At 69.8% G+C, this 17,018-nt stretch carries 20 protein-coding genes; 13 read left to right on the top strand and 7 right to left on the bottom strand.

Annotated features, from left to right (window positions below; translation table 11 throughout):
• Nucleotides 1-4: 4 nt before the first annotated feature.
• The 4 genes from B4V06_RS13490 to rpsB are packed head-to-tail and all read left to right on the top strand — an operon-like array spanning nucleotide 5 to nucleotide 2,448.
• Nucleotides 5-199: a DNA-directed RNA polymerase subunit N gene (locus B4V06_RS13490; protein WP_123112492.1), complete on the top strand. Its 195-nt coding sequence runs from the start codon at nucleotides 5-7 to the stop codon at nucleotides 197-199.
• Nucleotides 200-201: 2 nt separating this feature from the next.
• Nucleotides 202-381 (top strand): DNA-directed RNA polymerase subunit K, encoded by a 180-nt coding sequence (locus B4V06_RS13485; RefSeq protein ID WP_008008427.1) that lies wholly within the window; start codon nucleotides 202-204, stop codon nucleotides 379-381.
• Nucleotides 381-1,583, top strand: a complete 1,203-nt coding sequence (gene eno / locus B4V06_RS13480) for a phosphopyruvate hydratase (protein WP_123112491.1) — start codon at nucleotides 381-383, stop codon at nucleotides 1,581-1,583. Before B4V06_RS13485 ends, eno begins: the two co-directional genes overlap by 1 nt.
• Nucleotides 1,584-1,599: 16 nt before the next feature.
• Nucleotides 1,600-2,448: a 30S ribosomal protein S2 gene (gene rpsB / locus B4V06_RS13475; protein ID WP_498170210.1), complete on the top strand. Its 849-nt coding sequence runs from the start codon at nucleotides 1,600-1,602 to the stop codon at nucleotides 2,446-2,448.
• A 165-nt stretch (nucleotides 2,449-2,613) separates the two neighbouring features.
• Here rpsB and B4V06_RS13470 read toward each other — a convergent pair whose 3' ends face one another.
• Both B4V06_RS13470 and B4V06_RS13465 read right to left on the bottom strand, forming a co-directional pair.
• A complete protein-coding gene (locus B4V06_RS13470) occupies nucleotides 2,614-2,964 on the bottom strand; it encodes a DUF4870 domain-containing protein (protein ID WP_123112489.1) in 351 nt (116 codons plus the stop codon).
• Between the two features lie 63 nt (nucleotides 2,965-3,027).
• A complete protein-coding gene (locus B4V06_RS13465) occupies nucleotides 3,028-3,576 on the bottom strand; it encodes a mechanosensitive ion channel domain-containing protein (RefSeq protein ID WP_123112488.1) in 549 nt (182 codons plus the stop codon).
• A 129-nt stretch (nucleotides 3,577-3,705) separates the two neighbouring features.
• Between B4V06_RS13465 and mvk the strand changes: the two genes are divergently transcribed.
• From mvk to B4V06_RS13445, 4 genes are read left to right on the top strand one after another with little or no spacing between them, the layout of a single operon-like run.
• Complete coding sequence (gene mvk / locus B4V06_RS13460; protein ID WP_123112487.1) at nucleotides 3,706-4,722, top strand: mevalonate kinase; 1,017 nt, start codon at nucleotides 3,706-3,708, stop codon at nucleotides 4,720-4,722.
• On the top strand, nucleotides 4,719-5,513 hold the full coding sequence (locus B4V06_RS13455) for an isopentenyl phosphate kinase (RefSeq protein WP_498170208.1): 795 nt from the start codon (nucleotides 4,719-4,721) through the stop codon (nucleotides 5,511-5,513). Before mvk ends, B4V06_RS13455 begins: the two co-directional genes overlap by 4 nt.
• Before the next feature lie 45 nt (nucleotides 5,514-5,558).
• The gene (locus B4V06_RS13450) at nucleotides 5,559-6,602 is read left to right on the top strand and encodes an Mrp/NBP35 family ATP-binding protein (protein WP_498170207.1); all 1,044 of its coding nucleotides are present in this window, start codon (nucleotides 5,559-5,561) and stop codon (nucleotides 6,600-6,602) included.
• Entirely contained in the window at nucleotides 6,599-6,919 is a 321-nt protein-coding gene (locus B4V06_RS13445; protein WP_123112484.1) for a DUF7976 family protein, read from the top strand. The genes B4V06_RS13450 and B4V06_RS13445 overlap by 4 nt, the downstream gene beginning before the upstream one ends.
• 36 nt (nucleotides 6,920-6,955) lie before the next feature.
• On the opposite strand, the gene B4V06_RS13440 is transcribed toward B4V06_RS13445, so the two are convergent.
• Nucleotides 6,956-8,959: an aldehyde ferredoxin oxidoreductase family protein gene (locus tag B4V06_RS13440; protein ID WP_123112483.1), complete on the bottom strand. Its 2,004-nt coding sequence runs from the start codon at nucleotides 8,957-8,959 to the stop codon at nucleotides 6,956-6,958.
• 104 nt (nucleotides 8,960-9,063) lie between these two features.
• Between B4V06_RS13440 and yqeC the strand changes: the two genes are divergently transcribed.
• Nucleotides 9,064-9,795 (top strand): selenium cofactor biosynthesis protein YqeC, encoded by a 732-nt coding sequence (gene yqeC, locus B4V06_RS13435; RefSeq protein ID WP_123112482.1) that lies wholly within the window; start codon nucleotides 9,064-9,066, stop codon nucleotides 9,793-9,795.
• A gap of 6 nt (nucleotides 9,796-9,801) precedes the next feature.
• On the opposite strand, the gene B4V06_RS13430 is transcribed toward yqeC, so the two are convergent.
• A complete protein-coding gene (locus B4V06_RS13430) occupies nucleotides 9,802-10,461 on the bottom strand; it encodes a hypothetical protein (RefSeq protein WP_123112481.1) in 660 nt (219 codons plus the stop codon).
• Nucleotides 10,462-10,576: 115 nt separating this feature from the next.
• On the opposite strand from B4V06_RS13430, the gene B4V06_RS13425 reads away from it, so the two are divergent.
• Nucleotides 10,577-11,698, top strand: a complete 1,122-nt coding sequence (locus tag B4V06_RS13425; RefSeq protein WP_498170204.1) for a CobW family GTP-binding protein — start codon at nucleotides 10,577-10,579, stop codon at nucleotides 11,696-11,698.
• Nucleotide 11,699: 1 nt separating this feature from the next.
• On the opposite strand, the gene B4V06_RS13420 is transcribed toward B4V06_RS13425, so the two are convergent.
• Nucleotides 11,700-11,852 carry a hypothetical protein gene (locus B4V06_RS13420; protein ID WP_004046465.1) on the bottom strand — a complete coding sequence of 51 codons (153 nt, stop codon included), beginning with the start codon at nucleotides 11,850-11,852 and terminating at the stop codon, nucleotides 11,700-11,702.
• 183 nt (nucleotides 11,853-12,035) lie between these two features.
• Here B4V06_RS13420 and B4V06_RS13415 point away from each other — a divergent pair, with 183 nt between their 5' ends.
• On the top strand, nucleotides 12,036-12,203 hold the full coding sequence (locus B4V06_RS13415) for a hypothetical protein (RefSeq protein ID WP_176329414.1): 168 nt from the start codon (nucleotides 12,036-12,038) through the stop codon (nucleotides 12,201-12,203).
• Between the two features lie 56 nt (nucleotides 12,204-12,259).
• Here the strand turns inward: B4V06_RS13415 and B4V06_RS13410 are convergent, their stop codons facing one another.
• Nucleotides 12,260-13,429, bottom strand: a complete 1,170-nt coding sequence (locus B4V06_RS13410; protein WP_123112479.1) for a glutathione-independent formaldehyde dehydrogenase — start codon at nucleotides 13,427-13,429, stop codon at nucleotides 12,260-12,262.
• Nucleotides 13,430-13,636: 207 nt separating this feature from the next.
• Between B4V06_RS13410 and fdhF the strand changes: the two genes are divergently transcribed.
• Nucleotides 13,637-15,775, top strand: a complete 2,139-nt coding sequence (fdhF, locus tag B4V06_RS13405; protein WP_498170201.1) for a formate dehydrogenase subunit alpha — start codon at nucleotides 13,637-13,639, stop codon at nucleotides 15,773-15,775.
• A 28-nt stretch (nucleotides 15,776-15,803) separates the two neighbouring features.
• On the opposite strand, the gene B4V06_RS13400 is transcribed toward fdhF, so the two are convergent.
• Nucleotides 15,804-16,271: a hypothetical protein gene (locus B4V06_RS13400; protein ID WP_123112477.1), complete on the bottom strand. Its 468-nt coding sequence runs from the start codon at nucleotides 16,269-16,271 to the stop codon at nucleotides 15,804-15,806.
• A 121-nt stretch (nucleotides 16,272-16,392) separates the two neighbouring features.
• Here B4V06_RS13400 and B4V06_RS13395 point away from each other — a divergent pair, with 121 nt between their 5' ends.
• The gene (locus B4V06_RS13395) at nucleotides 16,393-16,710 is read left to right on the top strand and encodes a DUF5785 family protein (RefSeq protein ID WP_123112476.1); all 318 of its coding nucleotides are present in this window, start codon (nucleotides 16,393-16,395) and stop codon (nucleotides 16,708-16,710) included.
• The last annotated feature ends 308 nt before the right edge of the window (nucleotides 16,711-17,018 follow it).

Below are 17,018 nucleotides of genomic sequence, written 5' to 3'. Positions count from 1 at the left end.
AGTCATGATGATCCCCGTCCGGTGTTTCACGTGCGGCAACGTCATCGGTGAACACTGGGAGGAGTTCAAGGAGCGCGCCCGCGAGGGCGACGAGGACCCGGGCGAAGTGCTCGACGACCTCGGGGTCGACCGGCACTGCTGCCGCCGGATGATGGTCAGCCATCGCGACCTCGTCGACGTCGTCTCGCCGTACCAGTAATAATGTCAGGACAGAGATACAACCGATACGAGAAGGCACGAATTCTCGGCGCGCGAGCGCTGCAGGTGTCCTACGGGGCGCCCGTGCTGATCGAGACGGACCAGACGGAGCCCATCCTCGTCGCCGCCGAGGAGTACGACGCGGGTGCGCTCCCGTTCACCGTTCGGAGGGAATCCAACTGATGACCCGAATCACCAGCGTCTCGCTGCGTCGCGTGCTCGACTCCCGCGGAAACGCCACCGTCGAGGCCGACGTGCTCACGGAGTCCGGCGGCTTCGGCCGCGGGGCCGCGCCCAGCGGGGCGTCCACCGGCGAGTACGAGGCGATCGAACTGCCCGCCAGCGAGTCGATCGCGAAGGCCCGCGAACACGCCGTGCCGCGGCTGGAAGGCCTGTACGCGGGCGACCAGCGCGCCGTCGACAACGCTCTCCGGGCGGCCGACGGCACGGACGACTTCTCGAACATCGGCGCCAACAGCGCCGTCGCCATCTCGATGGCGGCCGCGAAGGCCGCCGCCGACGTGCTCGGTGCGCCGCTGTACCAGCACCTCGGGGGCGCGTTCCGCGGCGAGAACTTCCCGATCCCGCTCGGCAACGTCGTCGGCGGCGGGGAGCACGCCAAGGAGGCGACCCACATCCAGGAGTTCCTCGCGGCGCCCGTCGGCGCGCCCAGCGTCTCGGAGGCCGTCTTCGCGAACGCCGCGGTCCACGCGGCGGTCGCGGACGTACTCGACGAGCGCGGCGTGCCGGCCGCGAAGGGCGACGAGGGCGCGTGGGCGCCCCCCATCTCGGACGCCGACGCGTTCGAGGTCGTTGAGGAGGCCGTCGACCGCGTCGAGGACGAGGTCGGCTTCGAGATCCGCTTCGGGCTCGACATGGCGGCGGCCGAGCTGTACGACGACGACACCGAGTCGTACGTGTACGGCGACGAGACGAAGTCGACCGACGAGCAGGTCGAATACGTCGCCGGCCTCGTCGACGAGTACGACCTCGCGTACGTCGAGGACCCGCTCGACGAGAACGATTACGAGGCGTTCGCGGAGCTGACCGACCGGGTCGGCGACCGGACGCTGATCTGCGGCGACGACCTGTTCGTCACCAACGTCGAGCGGCTCCAAGAGGGGATCGACGTCGGCGCCGCAAACAGCATCCTGATCAAGCCGAACCAGATCGGGACGCTGTCGGACGCGTTCGACGCGGTCGAGCTCGCCGCCCGCAACGGGTACGAGACCGTCATCTCCCACCGCTCGGGCGAGACGGAGGACACCACCATCGCACACCTCGCCGTGGCGACCGACGCCGGCTACATCAAGACCGGCACGGTCGGCGGCGAGCGCACCGCCAAGCTGAACGAACTGGTCCGCATCGCGGACGACGCGGTATGACGGGCCCACACCACGCATGAGCGAAGACAACGACGCGGTCGAACTCGACGACGACGCGGAGACCGAGGCGGTCGACGCGGCGGTCGAGGAGGAGGCCGACACGACAGAGGAACCGACCGCCGACGCGGCCGCCGACGGGGCGTCCGCCGACGCCGAAACTGGGGCGTCCGCCGACGCCGAACCCGACGAGGCCGCCGAGGCCGACGCGACGGAGGACGCGGGCGACGACGCCGCGGACGAGGAGGAGGCCTCCCCGTTCGACGACGACGTCATGCCCGACGACGACGTCGACCTGCTGATCCCGGTCGAGGACTACCTCTCCGCGGGTGTCCACATCGGGACCCAGCAGAAGACGAAGGACATGGAGCGGTTCATCCACCGCGTCCGCGACGACGGCCTGTACGTGCTCGACGTGAGCACGACGGACCGGCGGATCCGCACCGCGGCGGACTTCCTTTCGGACTACAACCCCGAACAGATCCTCGTCACGTCCTCGCGGCAGTACGGTCGGTTCCCGGCCGAGAAGTTCGCGGACGCCATCGGCGCCCGCGCCCGCACGGGACGCTTCATCCCCGGCACGCTGACGAACCCCGACTACGCCGGCTACATCGAGCCGGACGTCGTCGTGGTGACCGACCCGATCGGCGACGCGCAGGCCGTCAAGGAGGCCATCACCGTCGGCATCCCGGTCATCGCGATGTGCGACTCCAACAACCAGCTGTCGAACGTCGACCTCGTCATCCCGACGAACAACAAGGGTCGACGCGCGCTGTCGGTCGTCTACTGGCTGCTCGCCAACGAGACGCTCGACCGCCGCGGCGCCGACACCGTCTTCGCCCTCGACGACTTCGAAGACGAGCTGTAACCGGCCGTCGACGTCGAGTTCGACTTTTCCGACGCCTCCGTCCCCCTGAGCCGCCGCTCCCCTCGTCACTATCGCGGTCCCGACCGATCAGCGAGCGTTCTCGGAAGCGGAAGGGAGGGCTCGAACGTGGAAGGCGAGGACGCGAACGGGGTCGCCGCGCGGTCCTCAGAGAATATCCGGCGTGTACGGGTACGAGTAGACCTGTCCCTCGTTGGCTTTCACCGTGGCGATCAGTACCAACACGACGTCGATGATGCCGATGAGCGGGAACAGCAGGATCCCGATAAAGACGAAGCTGAGAAGTCCGGCGACGACGAGCGCGACCAACACGACGATCTGGAAGTTGAGGGAGTTCTTGGCGTTCCGCTTGACGAGATCGTCGTCGTCGTCCGCGAGCACCAGGAACAACAGCGGTCCCAGGAACGAAGCGACCAGCGCCGACGCGTGCGAGAGGGCGGCGAGAGTCGTGTCTCCGTCGACCGTTTCCCCGGCGCTCGCGTCTTCTTCGGAGGACATGCGTCGAATATCTCAGACTGAATTAATAAGTATTGGGTGTATTCCCTCGCTCAGCTTGCGAAATCAGGGCTCCTCGTCTGGGATGTCGTGCGTCCAGCGCGGCTCGATCTCCCGGTTCGCGAGCACGACGCGGTCGCCCGCGTCCGTGTCGATCCGGGTCTTCCGGAGTTCGATGGCCGCGACCGTGCCGGTCACGCCCTTCGCCTCGACGCGGTACCCCACGTTGAAGTCGGGGTCACGAAGGAGGTAGACGCCCGCCACGGTGTCCTCGATCATCTCCGAGAGCGCGTACGAGACGCCCAGCGCGATGAAGCCGACGGCGGTGCCGAGGCTCGCCGCGATGTCGCCCATGCCCACGACTTTCAGGAACGTCAGCGCGACGCCGAACCACAGGAAGACCGCCGCGAGGGTGACGATGAGGTCGCCCACCAGCTCGCGGTCGCCGACGTACACTCGTTCGATCGAGGTCCGGACGAGCGAGAGGACGATTCGGACCGTCACATACGCCAGCGTCAGGAAGACAAGTCCCGAGAGCAGCCGCGGGATCGCGACCGCGACGCCGTCGACGAAGTTCGCGATCGACCGCGCGAGCAGCGACGGAATCTGCGTCATGGCCCAGGCGACGCGGCCCGGCGTCGAAAAGGTGACGGGGTCGGAAGGGCTCGCCGTCCGAGCCCGACCCCCGAACGCGACCGCCCGGCAAGCGCAACGCCTGTAAGCCCCCGGAGAGAGGGAGTTCGTATGACCGTCTGTGAAGCGCCGGGGAAGGTGTACCTCTTCGGCGAACACGCCGTCGTCTACGGCGAGCCGGCCGTGCCGGCCGCGATCGAGCGGCGCGCCGCCGTGACCGCCGAGCCGCGGGCGGACGACCACGTCCGCGTCGAGGCCGAGGACCTCTCGCTGGACGGGTTCACCGTGGAGTACACCGGCGGCACCGACGACCGCCCCGACGTCGACGTGCCGACGCCGCTGGTCGAGGCCGCGATGGGGTACGTCGACGCCGCGGTGCGACAGGCCCGGGACGCGGCCGACGCGCCCGAGGCCGGCTTCGACATCACCGTCGAGAGCGACATCCCGCTCGGGGCCGGGCTCGGCTCCTCGGCCGCCGTCGTCGTCGCGGGGATCGACGCCGCGACGCGGGCGCTCGGCGAGCCGCTCGACCGCCGGGAGCTGGCCGACCGCGCGTACCGCGCCGAGCACGAGGTGCAGGACGGGCAGGCCTCCCGCGCCGACACCTTCTGCTCGACGATGGGCGGCGCTGTCCGCGTCGAGGGCGACGACTGCGAGCCGATCGCGGCGCCGAACCTGCCGTTCGTCGTCGGCTTCGACGGTGGCGCCGGCGACACCGGCGAGCTCGTGGCCGGCGTCGGCGAACTGCGCGAGGAGTACGGGTTCGCCGCCGACACCGTCGAGTCGATCGGCGACGTCGTCCGGACCGGCGAAGGACTGCTCGCGGACGCCGAACCGGACGCGGAGCCGTCGCCGGAGCTGCTCGCGGAGCTCGGCGAGCTGATGGACTTCAACCACGGGCTGCTCGCCGCGCTCGGCGTCTCGGCGCGGTCGCTCGATTCGATGGTGTGGGCGGCCCGGGACGCGGGGGCGCACGGCGCGAAGCTCACCGGCGCGGGCGGCGGCGGCTGTATCGTCGCGCTGGACGAGACGGGCTCGACGGAGACCGCGCTCTCGTTCACGCAGGGCTGCGAGGACGCGTTCCGAGCTGAGCTCGCGACCGAGGGCGTCCGGGTGGTGGAGTCGTGACGGGCGACGGACCCGCCCCCGACGCCGGCGGTTCGACGCCCCCAGTCGTGCTCAAGCTCGGCGGGAGCCTGATCACGGAGAAGGACCGGCCCGAGACGCTCGACGACGACGCCCTCGCCGCCGCCTGCGACGCGATCGCTGACGCCCTCGCCGACGGATCGGTCGAGCGGCTCGTCGTCGTCCACGGCGGCGGGAGCTTCGGCCACCACCACGCCAGCGAGCACGGCGTGTCGACCACCGCGGGGACTCGCGACCCCGCGGCGGTGATGGACGTCCACGGCGCGATGACGACCCTGAACCGGGCGGTGCTCGACCGGCTCCACGACCGCGACGTGCCCGCGGTGCCGGTTCATCCGCTGTCGCTGTCGGCCCGTGCCGAGGGGGTCGACGGCGGCCTCGACCTCCCGCTCTCTTCGACTGCGACGCTGCTCGGCGAGGGGTTCGTCCCCGTGCTCCACGGCGACGGTGTCGCGACCGCGGGCGAGGGGGTCACCGTCGTCTCCGGCGACGAGCTGGTCGTCGAGCTCGCCGCCGGGCTCGGTGCGCGCCGGGTGGGGGTCTGCTCGACCGTCCCGGGCGTCCTCGACGCCGACGGCGACGTGATCCCCGCCATCGACTCGTTCGACGCGGTCGCCGACGCCCTCGGCGCGAGCGACGCGACCGACGTCTCCGGGGGCATGGCGGCGAAGGTGCGGGAGCTCCTGGCGCTCGACGCGCCGGCGCACGTGTTCGGCGCCGACGGGTTGGCGCCGTTCCTGCGGGGGGGCGACGCCGGCACCCGGGTCGACTGATCGGGGGACAGAACCCTTATTCGCCCCACCGTCCTCCCTCTAGGTATGAACGAAGCGGACGTGCGGGAGCGGCTCGCGGACGTCGAGGACCCCGACCTCGGGGACGACATCGTCTCGCTCGGTCTCGTGAACGACGTCGCCGTCGACGGGGCGGACGGGACGGTCCACGTCTCGCTCGCGCTCGGCGCTCCCTTCTCACCCCACGAGTCGGCGATCGCCGAGGACGTCCGGGCGGCGCTCGCCGACACGGGCTTGGAGGTGTCGCTCTCGGCGTCGATCCCGGACGAACTGGACGCCGACGAGCAGGTGTTACCCGGCGTGAAGAACGTGATCGCGGTCGCCTCGGGGAAGGGCGGCGTCGGCAAGTCGACGATGGCCGTGAACATCGCTGCGGGGCTCTCGGAGCTCGGCGCGCGCGTCGGGCTGTTCGACGCCGACGTCTACGGGCCGAACGTCCCGCGGATGGTCTCGGCCGAGGAGCGCCCGCAGACCGACGGCGAGGCGATCGTCCCGCCGGAGCGCTTCGGCGTGAAGCTGATGAGCATGGACTTCCTCACCGGCGAGGACGACCCGGTCATCTGGCGCGGGCCGATGGTCCACAAGATCATCACCCAGCTCGTCGAGGACGTGGAGTGGGGCGAGTTGGACTACGTCGTGATGGACCTGCCGCCGGGGACGGGCGACACCCAGCTCACGATCCTCCAGACGCTCCCGCTGACGGGCGCCGTGATCGTCACGACGCCGCAGGAGGTCGCGCTCGACGACGCGGTGAAGGGGCTCCGGATGTTCGGCAAACACGACACGAACGTGCTCGGGATCGCCGAGAACATGGCCGGCTTCCGGTGCCCCGACTGCGGCGGCTTCCACGAGATCTTCGGCTCCGGCGGCGGGAAGGCGCTGGCGCAGGAGCACGAGCTCCCGTTCTTGGGGGGCGTCCCGCTCGACCCCGCGGTCCGCACCGGCGGCGACGAGGGCGAGCCGGTGGTTCTGGGGGAGGGCGAGACCGCCGACGCGTTCCGGGTGATCGTCGAGAACGTCGCTAACAACGCCGGCGTCGTTCGCCGCCGCGGGGTGAGCGAGGGGCGATGAGCGGGGAGAGCGGAGACGACGAGGGCGGCGACGAGCACGCCGACCCTCTCGACGCCGCCGGCGTCGACCCGGTCGTCCCCGAGTCGGCCGCGGACGCCGCGGCGGGCGAGTTCCCGGAGGACGACGAGGTCCGCGCGTTCCTCCGGGAGATCGCGGCCGACGTGCGGGGCGACAGCTCCGAGAGCAAGCAGCTCTCCGCCGTCTTATACCGCGTGTCGGACCTGTACGACCCCGACGAGCAGACCTCTCCCGAGGAGATATACCTCAACGTCCGGCACATCATGCGGATCAAAGAGCAGGGCGGGATCGAGCGCTGACCGGACCGCCACGGCGGCGATCCGCGACGGCGGGAGTCAGTCCTCCGGGGCCGTCTCGGCGGGGTCGATCGGCCCGTCGTCGAGCGGGGTCGCGTCGTCGACGACCGCGGCGAGCCCGAGCCGCTCGACCGTCTCCGGCGTCGGAAGCCCGCGGTCGCCCCACCCGCGCATCGCGTAGTACCGGTCCAGCAGCCGACCGAACGCGTCGCCGTCGACTCCCGGCGTCCCGTCGGCCGTCGGCGACCGGAGCGGGTCGGGGAGACGGTCGTCCGCGCGATCGAACCCCTCGCGGGCGTTGAACAGCCGGGTGAGGGTCCAGATCCGCTCGCCGGTCTCCGCGAGCGTCTCGACCGGGTCGGCCGGCGTGTCGGTGTCGGTCGGCGTGTCGGTGTCGGTCGGTGTATCCGGTTCGGCCGGCGTATCGGGATCAGATCCGCGGACCGCGTCACCCCGAGTCGCGCCGTCGCGCCCGACGTCGGCGACGGCCGGATGGTCGATCGCCGAGAGCCACTCCGCGCCCAGGTCGGTCCAGACGGCCTCGCCGACGAAGTCGTCGACGACGAGGCTCCACAACACCGACCGCGCGTTCTGTTCTCCGACTACGTCACGAACTCGATCGGTCGGCGTCCGGCCGGGCCGAGCACTCGGCTCGGTGTCCTGCGGGCGCGCCCGACGGTGGCACGCACCGCGGTCGCTCGTCGCGTACGCGAGCGCGACGCCGACCGCAGCGCGCGGGTCGAAGCCGGGGAGCGCCATGGACTTCACCGTGGGTACGAGCGCCTCGCCGCCGAACCGGGCCGCGGCGGCGTCGATCCCGTCGGCGAGCGCGTCCGGCAGTCCGGGGGCCACGTCCAGGTCGGCCGGGGGCTCGCGTGTCGCAATCGCCTCCAGCAGCCGGCGGGCGCCGTCCGGGTCGCCGAACTCGATCGGACAGTCGATCACGTCCGCCTCGCCGGCGCGGATCGCCCACGCGACGGCGTTGCCCGCGCCGATCACGTCGAGGCCGAGTCGGTCGCAGACCCCGCAGAGTTCGACGACCCGATCGAAGTCGTCGATACCGAGCCCCGCGCCGAGCGTGATCGGCGCCGCGCCGCGCGGGACCACCTCGCCGTCGGGCGTGTCGATCCGGAAGCCGCCGGGGACGGCCGCGTCCGCGCCCTCGGCGTCGACGGCGCCGACACCGTCGTCTTGCGATCGGCGATCGCCGACCGCTTCGCGGCCCGTCGCGCGTTCCAGCGCGGCCTCGACGCCGATGTCGTCGGTGCCGTCGAACCCGGTCTCCGTCCACCCCTCGGCCGCGAGGACGCCGACCTCGTTCGCGTAGTCGACGGTCTCGATCGTCTCGCCGGCCGCCTGCCACTCGCCCGTCGCGTCCCGTCCGTACGCCGCCGCGTCGCGGTCCCGGAGCGCGGCGAGGTCGTCCGGGACCGCCGGCGGGGGGTCGCGGGCGACGACCGCCTTCAGCCGCTTCGCGCCCATCACGGCGCCGGCGCCGCCGCGGCCCGCGTGGTGGTCGCCGCCGTCGCTCGCGACCGTCGCGTACACCGCCTCGCGCTCGCCGGCCGGGCCGACGCAGGCGACCCCGGCGTCCGGGAACCGGGCCGCGGTCTCGGCGGCGTCGGCGCCCCACGCGTCGCTCGCCTCGATCCGGGCGCTTCCCCCCTCGATCTCGACGTGAACCGGCCGGTCGGCGGCGCCGGTCACGAGCAGCCCGAGGCAGTCGTCGAGCGACCCGGCGAGTCGGTCCGCGAACGCCCCGCCGGCGTAGGAGTCGAGGAAGGCGCCGGTGAGCGGGGACTTCGTCACCGCGGCGTAGCGCGTCTCTCCCGGGAGGAACCCCGCGAGCGGGCCGACGAAGAACGCGAGGAGGTTCCCCGGGCCCGTCGGGTCCGTCCCCGGCGACAGCTCCTCGTAGAGGTAGCGCGCCCCGAGGCCCTTTCCGCCGACGTAATCGCGTCGCCAGTCGCGCGGGACGCGCTCGCGGGCGGTCTCGCCCGCCGAGAGGTCGACGCGGAGGACGTGGGTGCGGCGCCGACTCATTTAGACGCCCTGCGCGGCGGAGACGTATCAAATGTTCGCCACGGGTGTCGGTCGCTGGTCTCTCCGACCGTCAGAGTGAGGCGGTCCGCGGCCGAACGCCCGGTATGGACCTGACGACTGCGCTCGACGCCCGCGACGCCACCGTCTGCGTCGTCGGCGCGGGCGGGAAGAAGTCGGTGCTGTTCGCGCTTGCCGACCGGCTCGACCGAGCGGTAGTGACCGCGACCGTCCGAATCCCGATCTTCGACGACCGGGTCGCAGCGGTGCGCGTGACCGGCGATCCGGTCGCGGCGGTCGGCGAAGCGGCGGGCAACGACTGGCCGCTCGGGTTGGTCCCCGAACGCGACCGATCGGACCGCTACCTCGGGTACGACGCCGAGACCGTCGCCGAGATCGCCGACGTCGCGCCGGGCGCGACCCTCGTGAAGGCGGACGGGGCGCGGCTCCGGGAGTTCAAGGCGCCCGGGGACCGCGAGCCGCAGATCCCGGCGACCGCGGACGTCGTCGTCCCGATAGCGAGCGCGCACGTCGTCGGCGAACCGCTCTCCGCGGACCTCGTTCACCGGCCCGAGCGCGTGGCCGCGATCACGGGCCGCGCGCTCGGCGACGAGATCCGACCCGCTGACGTCGCGGCCGTGCTCGCGAGCGACGCGGGCGGGCTGAAGGGCGTCCCCGACGGCGCGACCGCGGTCCCCGTCGTGAACAAGGTCGACGACGAGGCGGACGCGGCCGCGGCCCGCGCCGTCGCCGAGGGGGTGCTCGACCACGCCAACGTGCCGCGCGTCCTCCTCACTCGCCTGATCGCGGACGACCCGATCGTCGAGGTCGTCTCGTAGCGCCGGTTAGGTGGAGGCGTCCGGTCCCGCGCCGCGGTCCGCGTCCGACAGCTCCGCCCCCGATCGCCAGAGCGCACGGTACAGCGTCCAGGCGTCGACTCCGGTCCGCGCCGTCACCGCGCGACAGGCGTCGTCGAAGCGCCGATAGTCGGCGGCCGACGGCGGCTCCGGGTACGGGTCGTCGAGCTCGCCGGCCTCCTTCAGCGCGCGCCAGGTCCGGGGATCGATCGCGACGAACCGCGACGGGGCGAGGAACTGGAGGTAGCCGGACGCGACCGCGACGTCGACTCCGTCGAGCGCGGTGAGCGCGTCGAGGGCGCCGGCGATGTCGTCGGCGTCCGGCGGGTCGTCGGCGTTCGGCGGGTCGTCGTTCGCGGTCGATCCCTTTCCCACCGCGTCGACGGCGGCCCGGATGGCGTCCATCACGTCGCCGAACTCGTTGTCCCGGAACGCCTCCTCCCGCTCGCGCCGCTCCCGGTCCGGGTACTCGCCGAAGTACCGCCGGAAGTACCACCTGACGATCCACTGTGCGTCCCGTCGCCCGTACTCGTCGCCGGCGAACGTCTTCGGGACCGTCTCCACGTGCTGCCGCTCCACGTCGTACAGCGGTTCCGACTCCGCGTACTCCCGGGCGCGGTCCCGGATCGTCGACTCGGTCAGGTTCATGGCTCGCCGATACGAGCGTGGGGGGCATGAACGTTCGTCACGACCCCGTCGATCGGTCGTTTTCATGATCCCGTCGATCGATCGTTTCATACACTCGTGGGCGCTGGTAGCACGCATGACAGACGACCGGATCCCGGTCACCGTTCTCAGCGGCTATCTCGGCGCCGGGAAGACGACGTTGGTGAACCACCTGCTCGCGAACCCCGGCGACAGGCGGATCGCCGTCATCTTAAACGACATGGGGGAGGTGAACGTCGACGCGGAGCTGGTCGCCCGCGAGAACGACGAGGAGGGGATCGTCGACCTCTCGAACGGCTGCATCTGCTGTCGGCTGCAGGACGACCTGCTCAGCGAGGCCGCGGCGCTCGCGGAGTCCCGCGAGTTCGACTACCTGCTCGTGGAGTCGTCGGGCATCTCCGAGCCGATCCCGGTCGCGCGGGCGTTCACCGAAGGGACCGCCGACTCCGATATCGACCCGACCGAGCGCTTCCGGCTCGACACGATGGTGACGGTCCTCGACACCTACGGGTTCTGGAAGGAGTTCGACGCGGGCGAGAGCCTCCCGGGCGACGGGGAGCCGGCGGCCGACCGCCCCCTTGCGGACGTGCTCGTCGAGGGGATCGAGTTCTGCGACGTGCTCGTGTTGAACAAGACGGACATGGTCCCCGACGACGTGGTCGACGAGATCGAGTCGGTCGCGGATCAGCTCGGCCCGCGGGCGAAGCGGATCCGGACCAGCTACTCCGAGGTCGATCCCGGCGACGTCCTCGACACCGGTCGGTTCGACTTCGAGACGACCAAGCGGTCGCCGGGGTGGAAGCGTACGATCGCCGAGAGCGAAGGCGAGGAAGAGTCGGCGGCCGATCAGCACGACCACGGCCACGACCACGCCGAGGGGGCCGCCGCGGCCCACGGGGTCGACTCGTTCGTCTACCGCTCCGCCGACGCCCTCGACCCGGAGCCGTTCGCCGACTGGCTCGACGACTGGGACGGCGCCATCGTGCGGGCGAAGGGGGTCGCGAACGTCGCGGGCACCGACGAGGTCATCGGCGTGAGCCAGGCCGGCCCCTCGGTCCAGGCGGGTCCCATCGGCGAGTGGGGGGAGGGCGACGACCGCCGCACCCGGCTCGTGTTCATCGGCAGCGAGATGGACGAAGCGAAGATCCGCGGAGAGCTCGACGACCTGACGACGACCGACGCCGACAGGGAGGCGGCGGCCGACGTCTTCCCGCTCTGAGTCAGATCCCCAGTTCGGCCTGCAGGTCGTCCCAGTCCTCGTGGAACCCGTGGGTGGACTCGGTCTCGGCGCCGACCGCCGACTGATAAACGTCGTCGTACTTCAACAGCTCGCCCCACCCGTCGTGGAACGCCCAGTTACAGTACTTGCACATACGGGAGCCCACGCGAGGGAGCGACATACCGGTTTCGGCGGTACGGGTGGGACAAATTCCCGTGGTTCCGCCGTCGCGTCCGTCTCAGATCCGCGCCGGTAGCGTGATGCGAGCGGCGACAGAGTGAACCCCCTCCGTGACGTACGGTACCTATCGACGCGGCTCGGCCGCGACGAGACACCCATGGTCACATACAGGCGCGGCGGATACGTTCAAGGCGGCGACGAAGCGGTCGAACGCGGCTGCGACCACTGCGAGTGGCACTGCGTCGCCGACGGGTATCCGGAGCTGATCGGCCGGTATCAGTCGCATCTCCGGTCCGAACACCCGAAGGCGTGGCTCCGGGCCTGACGCTCGTCACGGTCTGAAAAATAATCGGAACGGCGGCGAGGCACGTCCTCGTCGGTTCAGGGCTCCAGCAGGACCTTCGTGACGCCCTCCTCGCGGGCGTCGAACGCCTCGTACATCTCCGGCGCCTCGTCGAGGTTGACGCGGTGCGAGACGACCCAGCTCGGGTCGGCGCGTCCCTCGATGATCATGTCGCGGAGGTACCGGTTGTACTCCTTCACGTTACACTGGCCCGTGCCGCACTTGAGGCCCTTCTCGAAGAACTTCCCGAAGTCGATGCCGAGCCGCCCCTGCGCGGCCATGTCGTCGGGCGCGCCCGGGTCCTCCGGCACGTACAGGCCGGGGATGCCGAGCTCGCCGGTCGGTCGGACCACGCGGATGAGGTTGTTGATGACGACCGCCGGGTTCTCCTTGGCCGGCTGGTAGGAGTAGTCCTCGGTCTCGGTGTCGACGTCGTCGGGGTCGGTCGCCTGGTAGCCGACCGCGTCGACGCCTTTGTCGACCATCCCGCCGTGCTCCTCGATGATCTGGTCGACCGGGTCGCCCTCGGAGAAGTCGATGGCGTTGGCGTCGCAGTGCTCCTCTGCCAGTTCCAGTCGACTGGGCACCTGGTCGACGACGTATATCTCGGCCGCGCCCTTGATTTTCGCGCTGTAGGCGGCCATCAGTCCGACCGGACCGGCCCCGAAGATGGCGACCGACTCGCCGGGCTGCAGGTTGGCCAGCTCGGTGCCGTGCCACCCGGTCGGGAAGATGTCCGCGAGCAGCGAGAACGCGTCCTCGTGTTCACGCCCCTCGGGCAGCTTCAGGGCGTTGTGGTCGGCGTACGGCACTCGCAGCTTCTCGGCCTGTCCGCCCGGATACGGGCCCATGGCGACATAGCCGTACGCGCCGCCCGCGAAGCCCGGATTGACGTTGGTACAGAAGCCGGTGTACCCCTCCTCGCAGTTCTGACAGAAGCCGCACGACACGTTGAACGGCATCACGACGCGGTCCCCCTCCTCCAGCGTCGAGACGGCCTCGCCGACCTCGCTCACGATCCCCATGTTCTCGTGACCGAAGACGATGCCCTCCTCGGCCGCGGTCCGCCCCTCGTACATGTGGAGGTCCGACCCACAGATACAGGATGTCGTGATGTCGACGACGACATCGTTCGGGTGTTCGATCTCCGGCTCTTCTACCTCTTCTACGGCCACGTCGTACGGGCCTTGATAGACAACTGCTCTCATGGTTGCGTTTGAATCGTGTTAATAATCCATAGTAAATGTTTTTCCGTTATATTTTACCATTAATAAGCCAGTTCAGATCGCTGTTAACAGCCGCTGTGCGTCGGGCACCGACCCGTTCCCGTCACTCGCTCGTGATAACCACCGGTACACTCATGGACTCCGACGATAGATCGTGTGATATGAACACACACGTGGACGGTGAGACGGATGTCTAGTGAGCCGGACGACGCGGTGAAGACGATCTGTCCGTACTGCGGCGTTGGCTGCGGGATCAAGGTCCGACAAGGCGACGATCCCGGCGACGTGAACTTCATGCCGTGGGGCGAGGCGCCGGTCAACGAGGGGCGCGTCTGCATCAAGGGCGGCGCGGCGACGCAGGTCGTCGACCACGAGGACCGACTGACCGAGCCGCTCATCAAGGAGGACGGCGAGTTCCGCGAGGCCACGTGGGAGGAGGCGTACGACCGGATCGTCTCGGAGATGGAGCGCATCCGAGACGACTACGGCCCCGACGCGATGGGCTTCTTCGGCTCCTCGAAGACGATGAACGAGGAGAACTACCTCCTCCAGAAGCTCGCGCGCCGGTACGGCACCAACAACGTCGACAACTGCACGCGGATGTGCCACGCCTCGACGGTGTGGGCGCTCCGGACCAGCCTCGGCGCGGGCGCGATGACGAACAGCATGGAGGACTTAGAGGAGGCGGCCGACGTGTTCTGGATCCAGGGGGCGAACCCCGGCGAGCAACACCCGATCGCCAACAGCCAGTACTTCCGACAGGCGGTCTTGGAGGGCGCGACCGTCATCCAGGTCGACCCCCACGCCAACAAGACCACCCGCTCGTTCGACATCGACGAGACCGAGCGGCACATGCACCTCCAGCTCAACCCCGGCGCCGACATCCCGCTCCTCAACGTCGTCCTGAAGACGATCCTCGAGCGCCACGAGGAAGAGCCCGACGCGGGCTGGATCGACGAGGCGTTCATCGACGAGCGCACGGAGGGGTTCGAACACCTGAAGGAGACCCTCGCGGACTTCGACAAGGAGGCGGCCGCCGAGGAGGCCGGCGTCCCCCTCGAAGACATCGAGCTCGCCGCGGAGAAGTACGCGATGGCGAACAACGCCGCCATCTTCACCGGGATGGGGATGAGCCAACACACCTGCGGCGTCGACAACGTACAAAACGAGATCAACCTCGCGCTGATAACGGGGAACCTCGGCCGGCCCGGCACCGGCGTCAACCCCCTCCGCGGGCAGAACAACGTTCAGGGGACCAGCGACGTGGGCGCGATGCCGAACGTGCTCCCCGGCTACCAGCTCGTCGACGACCCGGAGGTCCGCGAGTCGGTCGAGGAGGTCTGGGGCTTCGAGGTGCCCGCGGAACCCGGGCTCACCAACGTCGAGATCTCCCACGAGGCGGGCCACTCGGTGAAGGGGCTGTACGTGATGGGCGAGAACCCCGTGATGAGCGAGCCCGACGGCAACGAGGTCGAAGAGCGGCTGAAGTCGCTGGAGTTCATGGTCGCGCAGGACATCTTCATGACGGAGACCGCCGAGTTCGCCGACGTCGTCCTCCCGGCGACGACGTGGGCCGAGCGCGGCGGCACCGTCACCAACACCGACCGCCGCGTCCAGCGGATGCGCGGGGTCGAGAAGGTCCACGAGAACACCAAGCACGACCTCGACATCCTGATGGAGGTCGGGAGCCGCCTCTTCAGCGAAGAGGAGTTCCGATTCGACGACGTGGAGGCCGTCTTCGAGGAGCTCCGAGCGGTGTGCCCGATCTACCACGGGATGACCTACGACGGGCTCGGCGAGGAGGGGCTCCACTGGCCCTGCTACGAGGAGGGCGACGAGGGCGACCAGTTCCTCTACGAGGACTCCTTCGACACGGAGAACGGTCTCGGGCAGATCGAGGGCGTCCGCCACCAACCGCCGAAGGAAGTCCCCGACGAGGAGTACCCGCTGATCCTCACCACGGCGCGCTTAGAGGAGCACTACAACACGGGGACGATGAGCCGCCGCTCGCCGACGCTGTCGCGGCAGCACCCGGAGAACTTCGTCGACGTCCACCCGAACGACGCGGAGCGGTACGGGATCGAGGACGGGGACATGGTGACGCTCCGGTCGCGGCGCGGCGAGATCGAGGTGAAAGCGCAGGTAACTGAGGATATCAAGGAGGGCGTCGTCTGGACGACGCCGCACTTCGCGGCCGCCTCCGCGAACCGACTCACGAACGACGTCCTCGACGACCGCGCGAAGATACCCGAGTACAAGGCCGCGGCGGCCGAGATCGAGGTCGGGCTCGAGTCCGCGGGAGACGAATCGGCGTCGGCCGACGACTGAGCGGCGTCGGTTCTCGCACGCTTTTTTTTCACACGCTTTCTTCCAGTATCGTCTCGTCTTCGTGGCGGACGACGACGCGCTCCGGGACGGCCGCCTCGACGAACGCGACGGCGACCGAGTACGGGTGGTGCTCGGCGATGTCCGAACAGACGTCGCCGTCCCAGTCGGGATCGTCCTCGGAGACGATTCGGAGCCTGAGCGCCCCGTCGTCGAGCGCGGCCTCGAACAGCGTGACTCGATAACAGCGTCGAGACCCGTCGAGGAGGCGGCCGGCCACGACCAATCGCGGCGGATCTCGGTCGAGATGCCGGCGCACCTCGGCGATATCGTGTGGCTCGGTCTCGACACCATCGATCTCGCCGTCGTACTCGCGGCGGAACGTCACCTCGGCGCCGTCGATCTGTACGGGGTCGTCACTCCACGGCGGCGTGGGACATCCTGCGACCGAGGCGGTACCGACGGCGGTTGCGGACGCGAGGAGGGCTCTGCGGCGCATGCGTGGACGCGGCCCGGCCGTCGGGGAATACTTTGTGGGGGCTCGCGAGCGAGCGACCGCGGCGGTCGTCGGTCGTCCGACGGAGCGCAACGACTTTCCTGTGGCACGGTAAACGGTGGGTATGGACTGGCCACACGACCCCGACGGCGAGCAGGGCAGCGAGGGCAGGCGGCAGTACGGCCACGCCGTGCTCGCGAAGAAGATCGACGAGGAGGAGGACTTCCCGCTGTCGGCCGCGGAGTACGTCGAGCAGTACGGCGACCACCCGGTCCGGATCGACTTCGAGACGGTCGTCTCGGTCGCGGAGATCTTCGAGGGCGTCGAGAAAGAGGAGTTCGCGGACTTCGTCGAGTTCCACCAAGAGCTCGGCCGCGCGATGCGCGAGAACGGCTACTGGTTCTACGAGGGCGCCGACCAGTTCGTCGACGGCAGCGCCTGAATACGTAGATATCGGTCCCGGCGTCGTTAGTTTATATATGACCGCCGAAATCACGGGACGCGTCTCTGGCTCCCTAGTCGTCTCTTTATAAGTAGGTGAGTCCGAATCAGTTGTGAACACCTCCAAAGCCCCAGCCGCTCGGCGATACGTCGTTGCGGTCGAGGACGCCAAGAACTCCTCCAAAGCCCCAGCCGCTCGGCGATACGTCGTTGCGGTCGAGGACGCCAAGAACTCCTCCAAAGCCCCAGCCGCGAGGGCCGCGCACGCTCGCTGCGCTCCTCGGTCGCTCGCGTTGCTCGCTCCCTGTG

The organism is Halorubrum sp. B53 (assembly GCF_059752395.1).
Note: the sequence above shows the minus strand (reverse complement) of the source record. Positions and strands in the feature narration are given on the sequence as shown.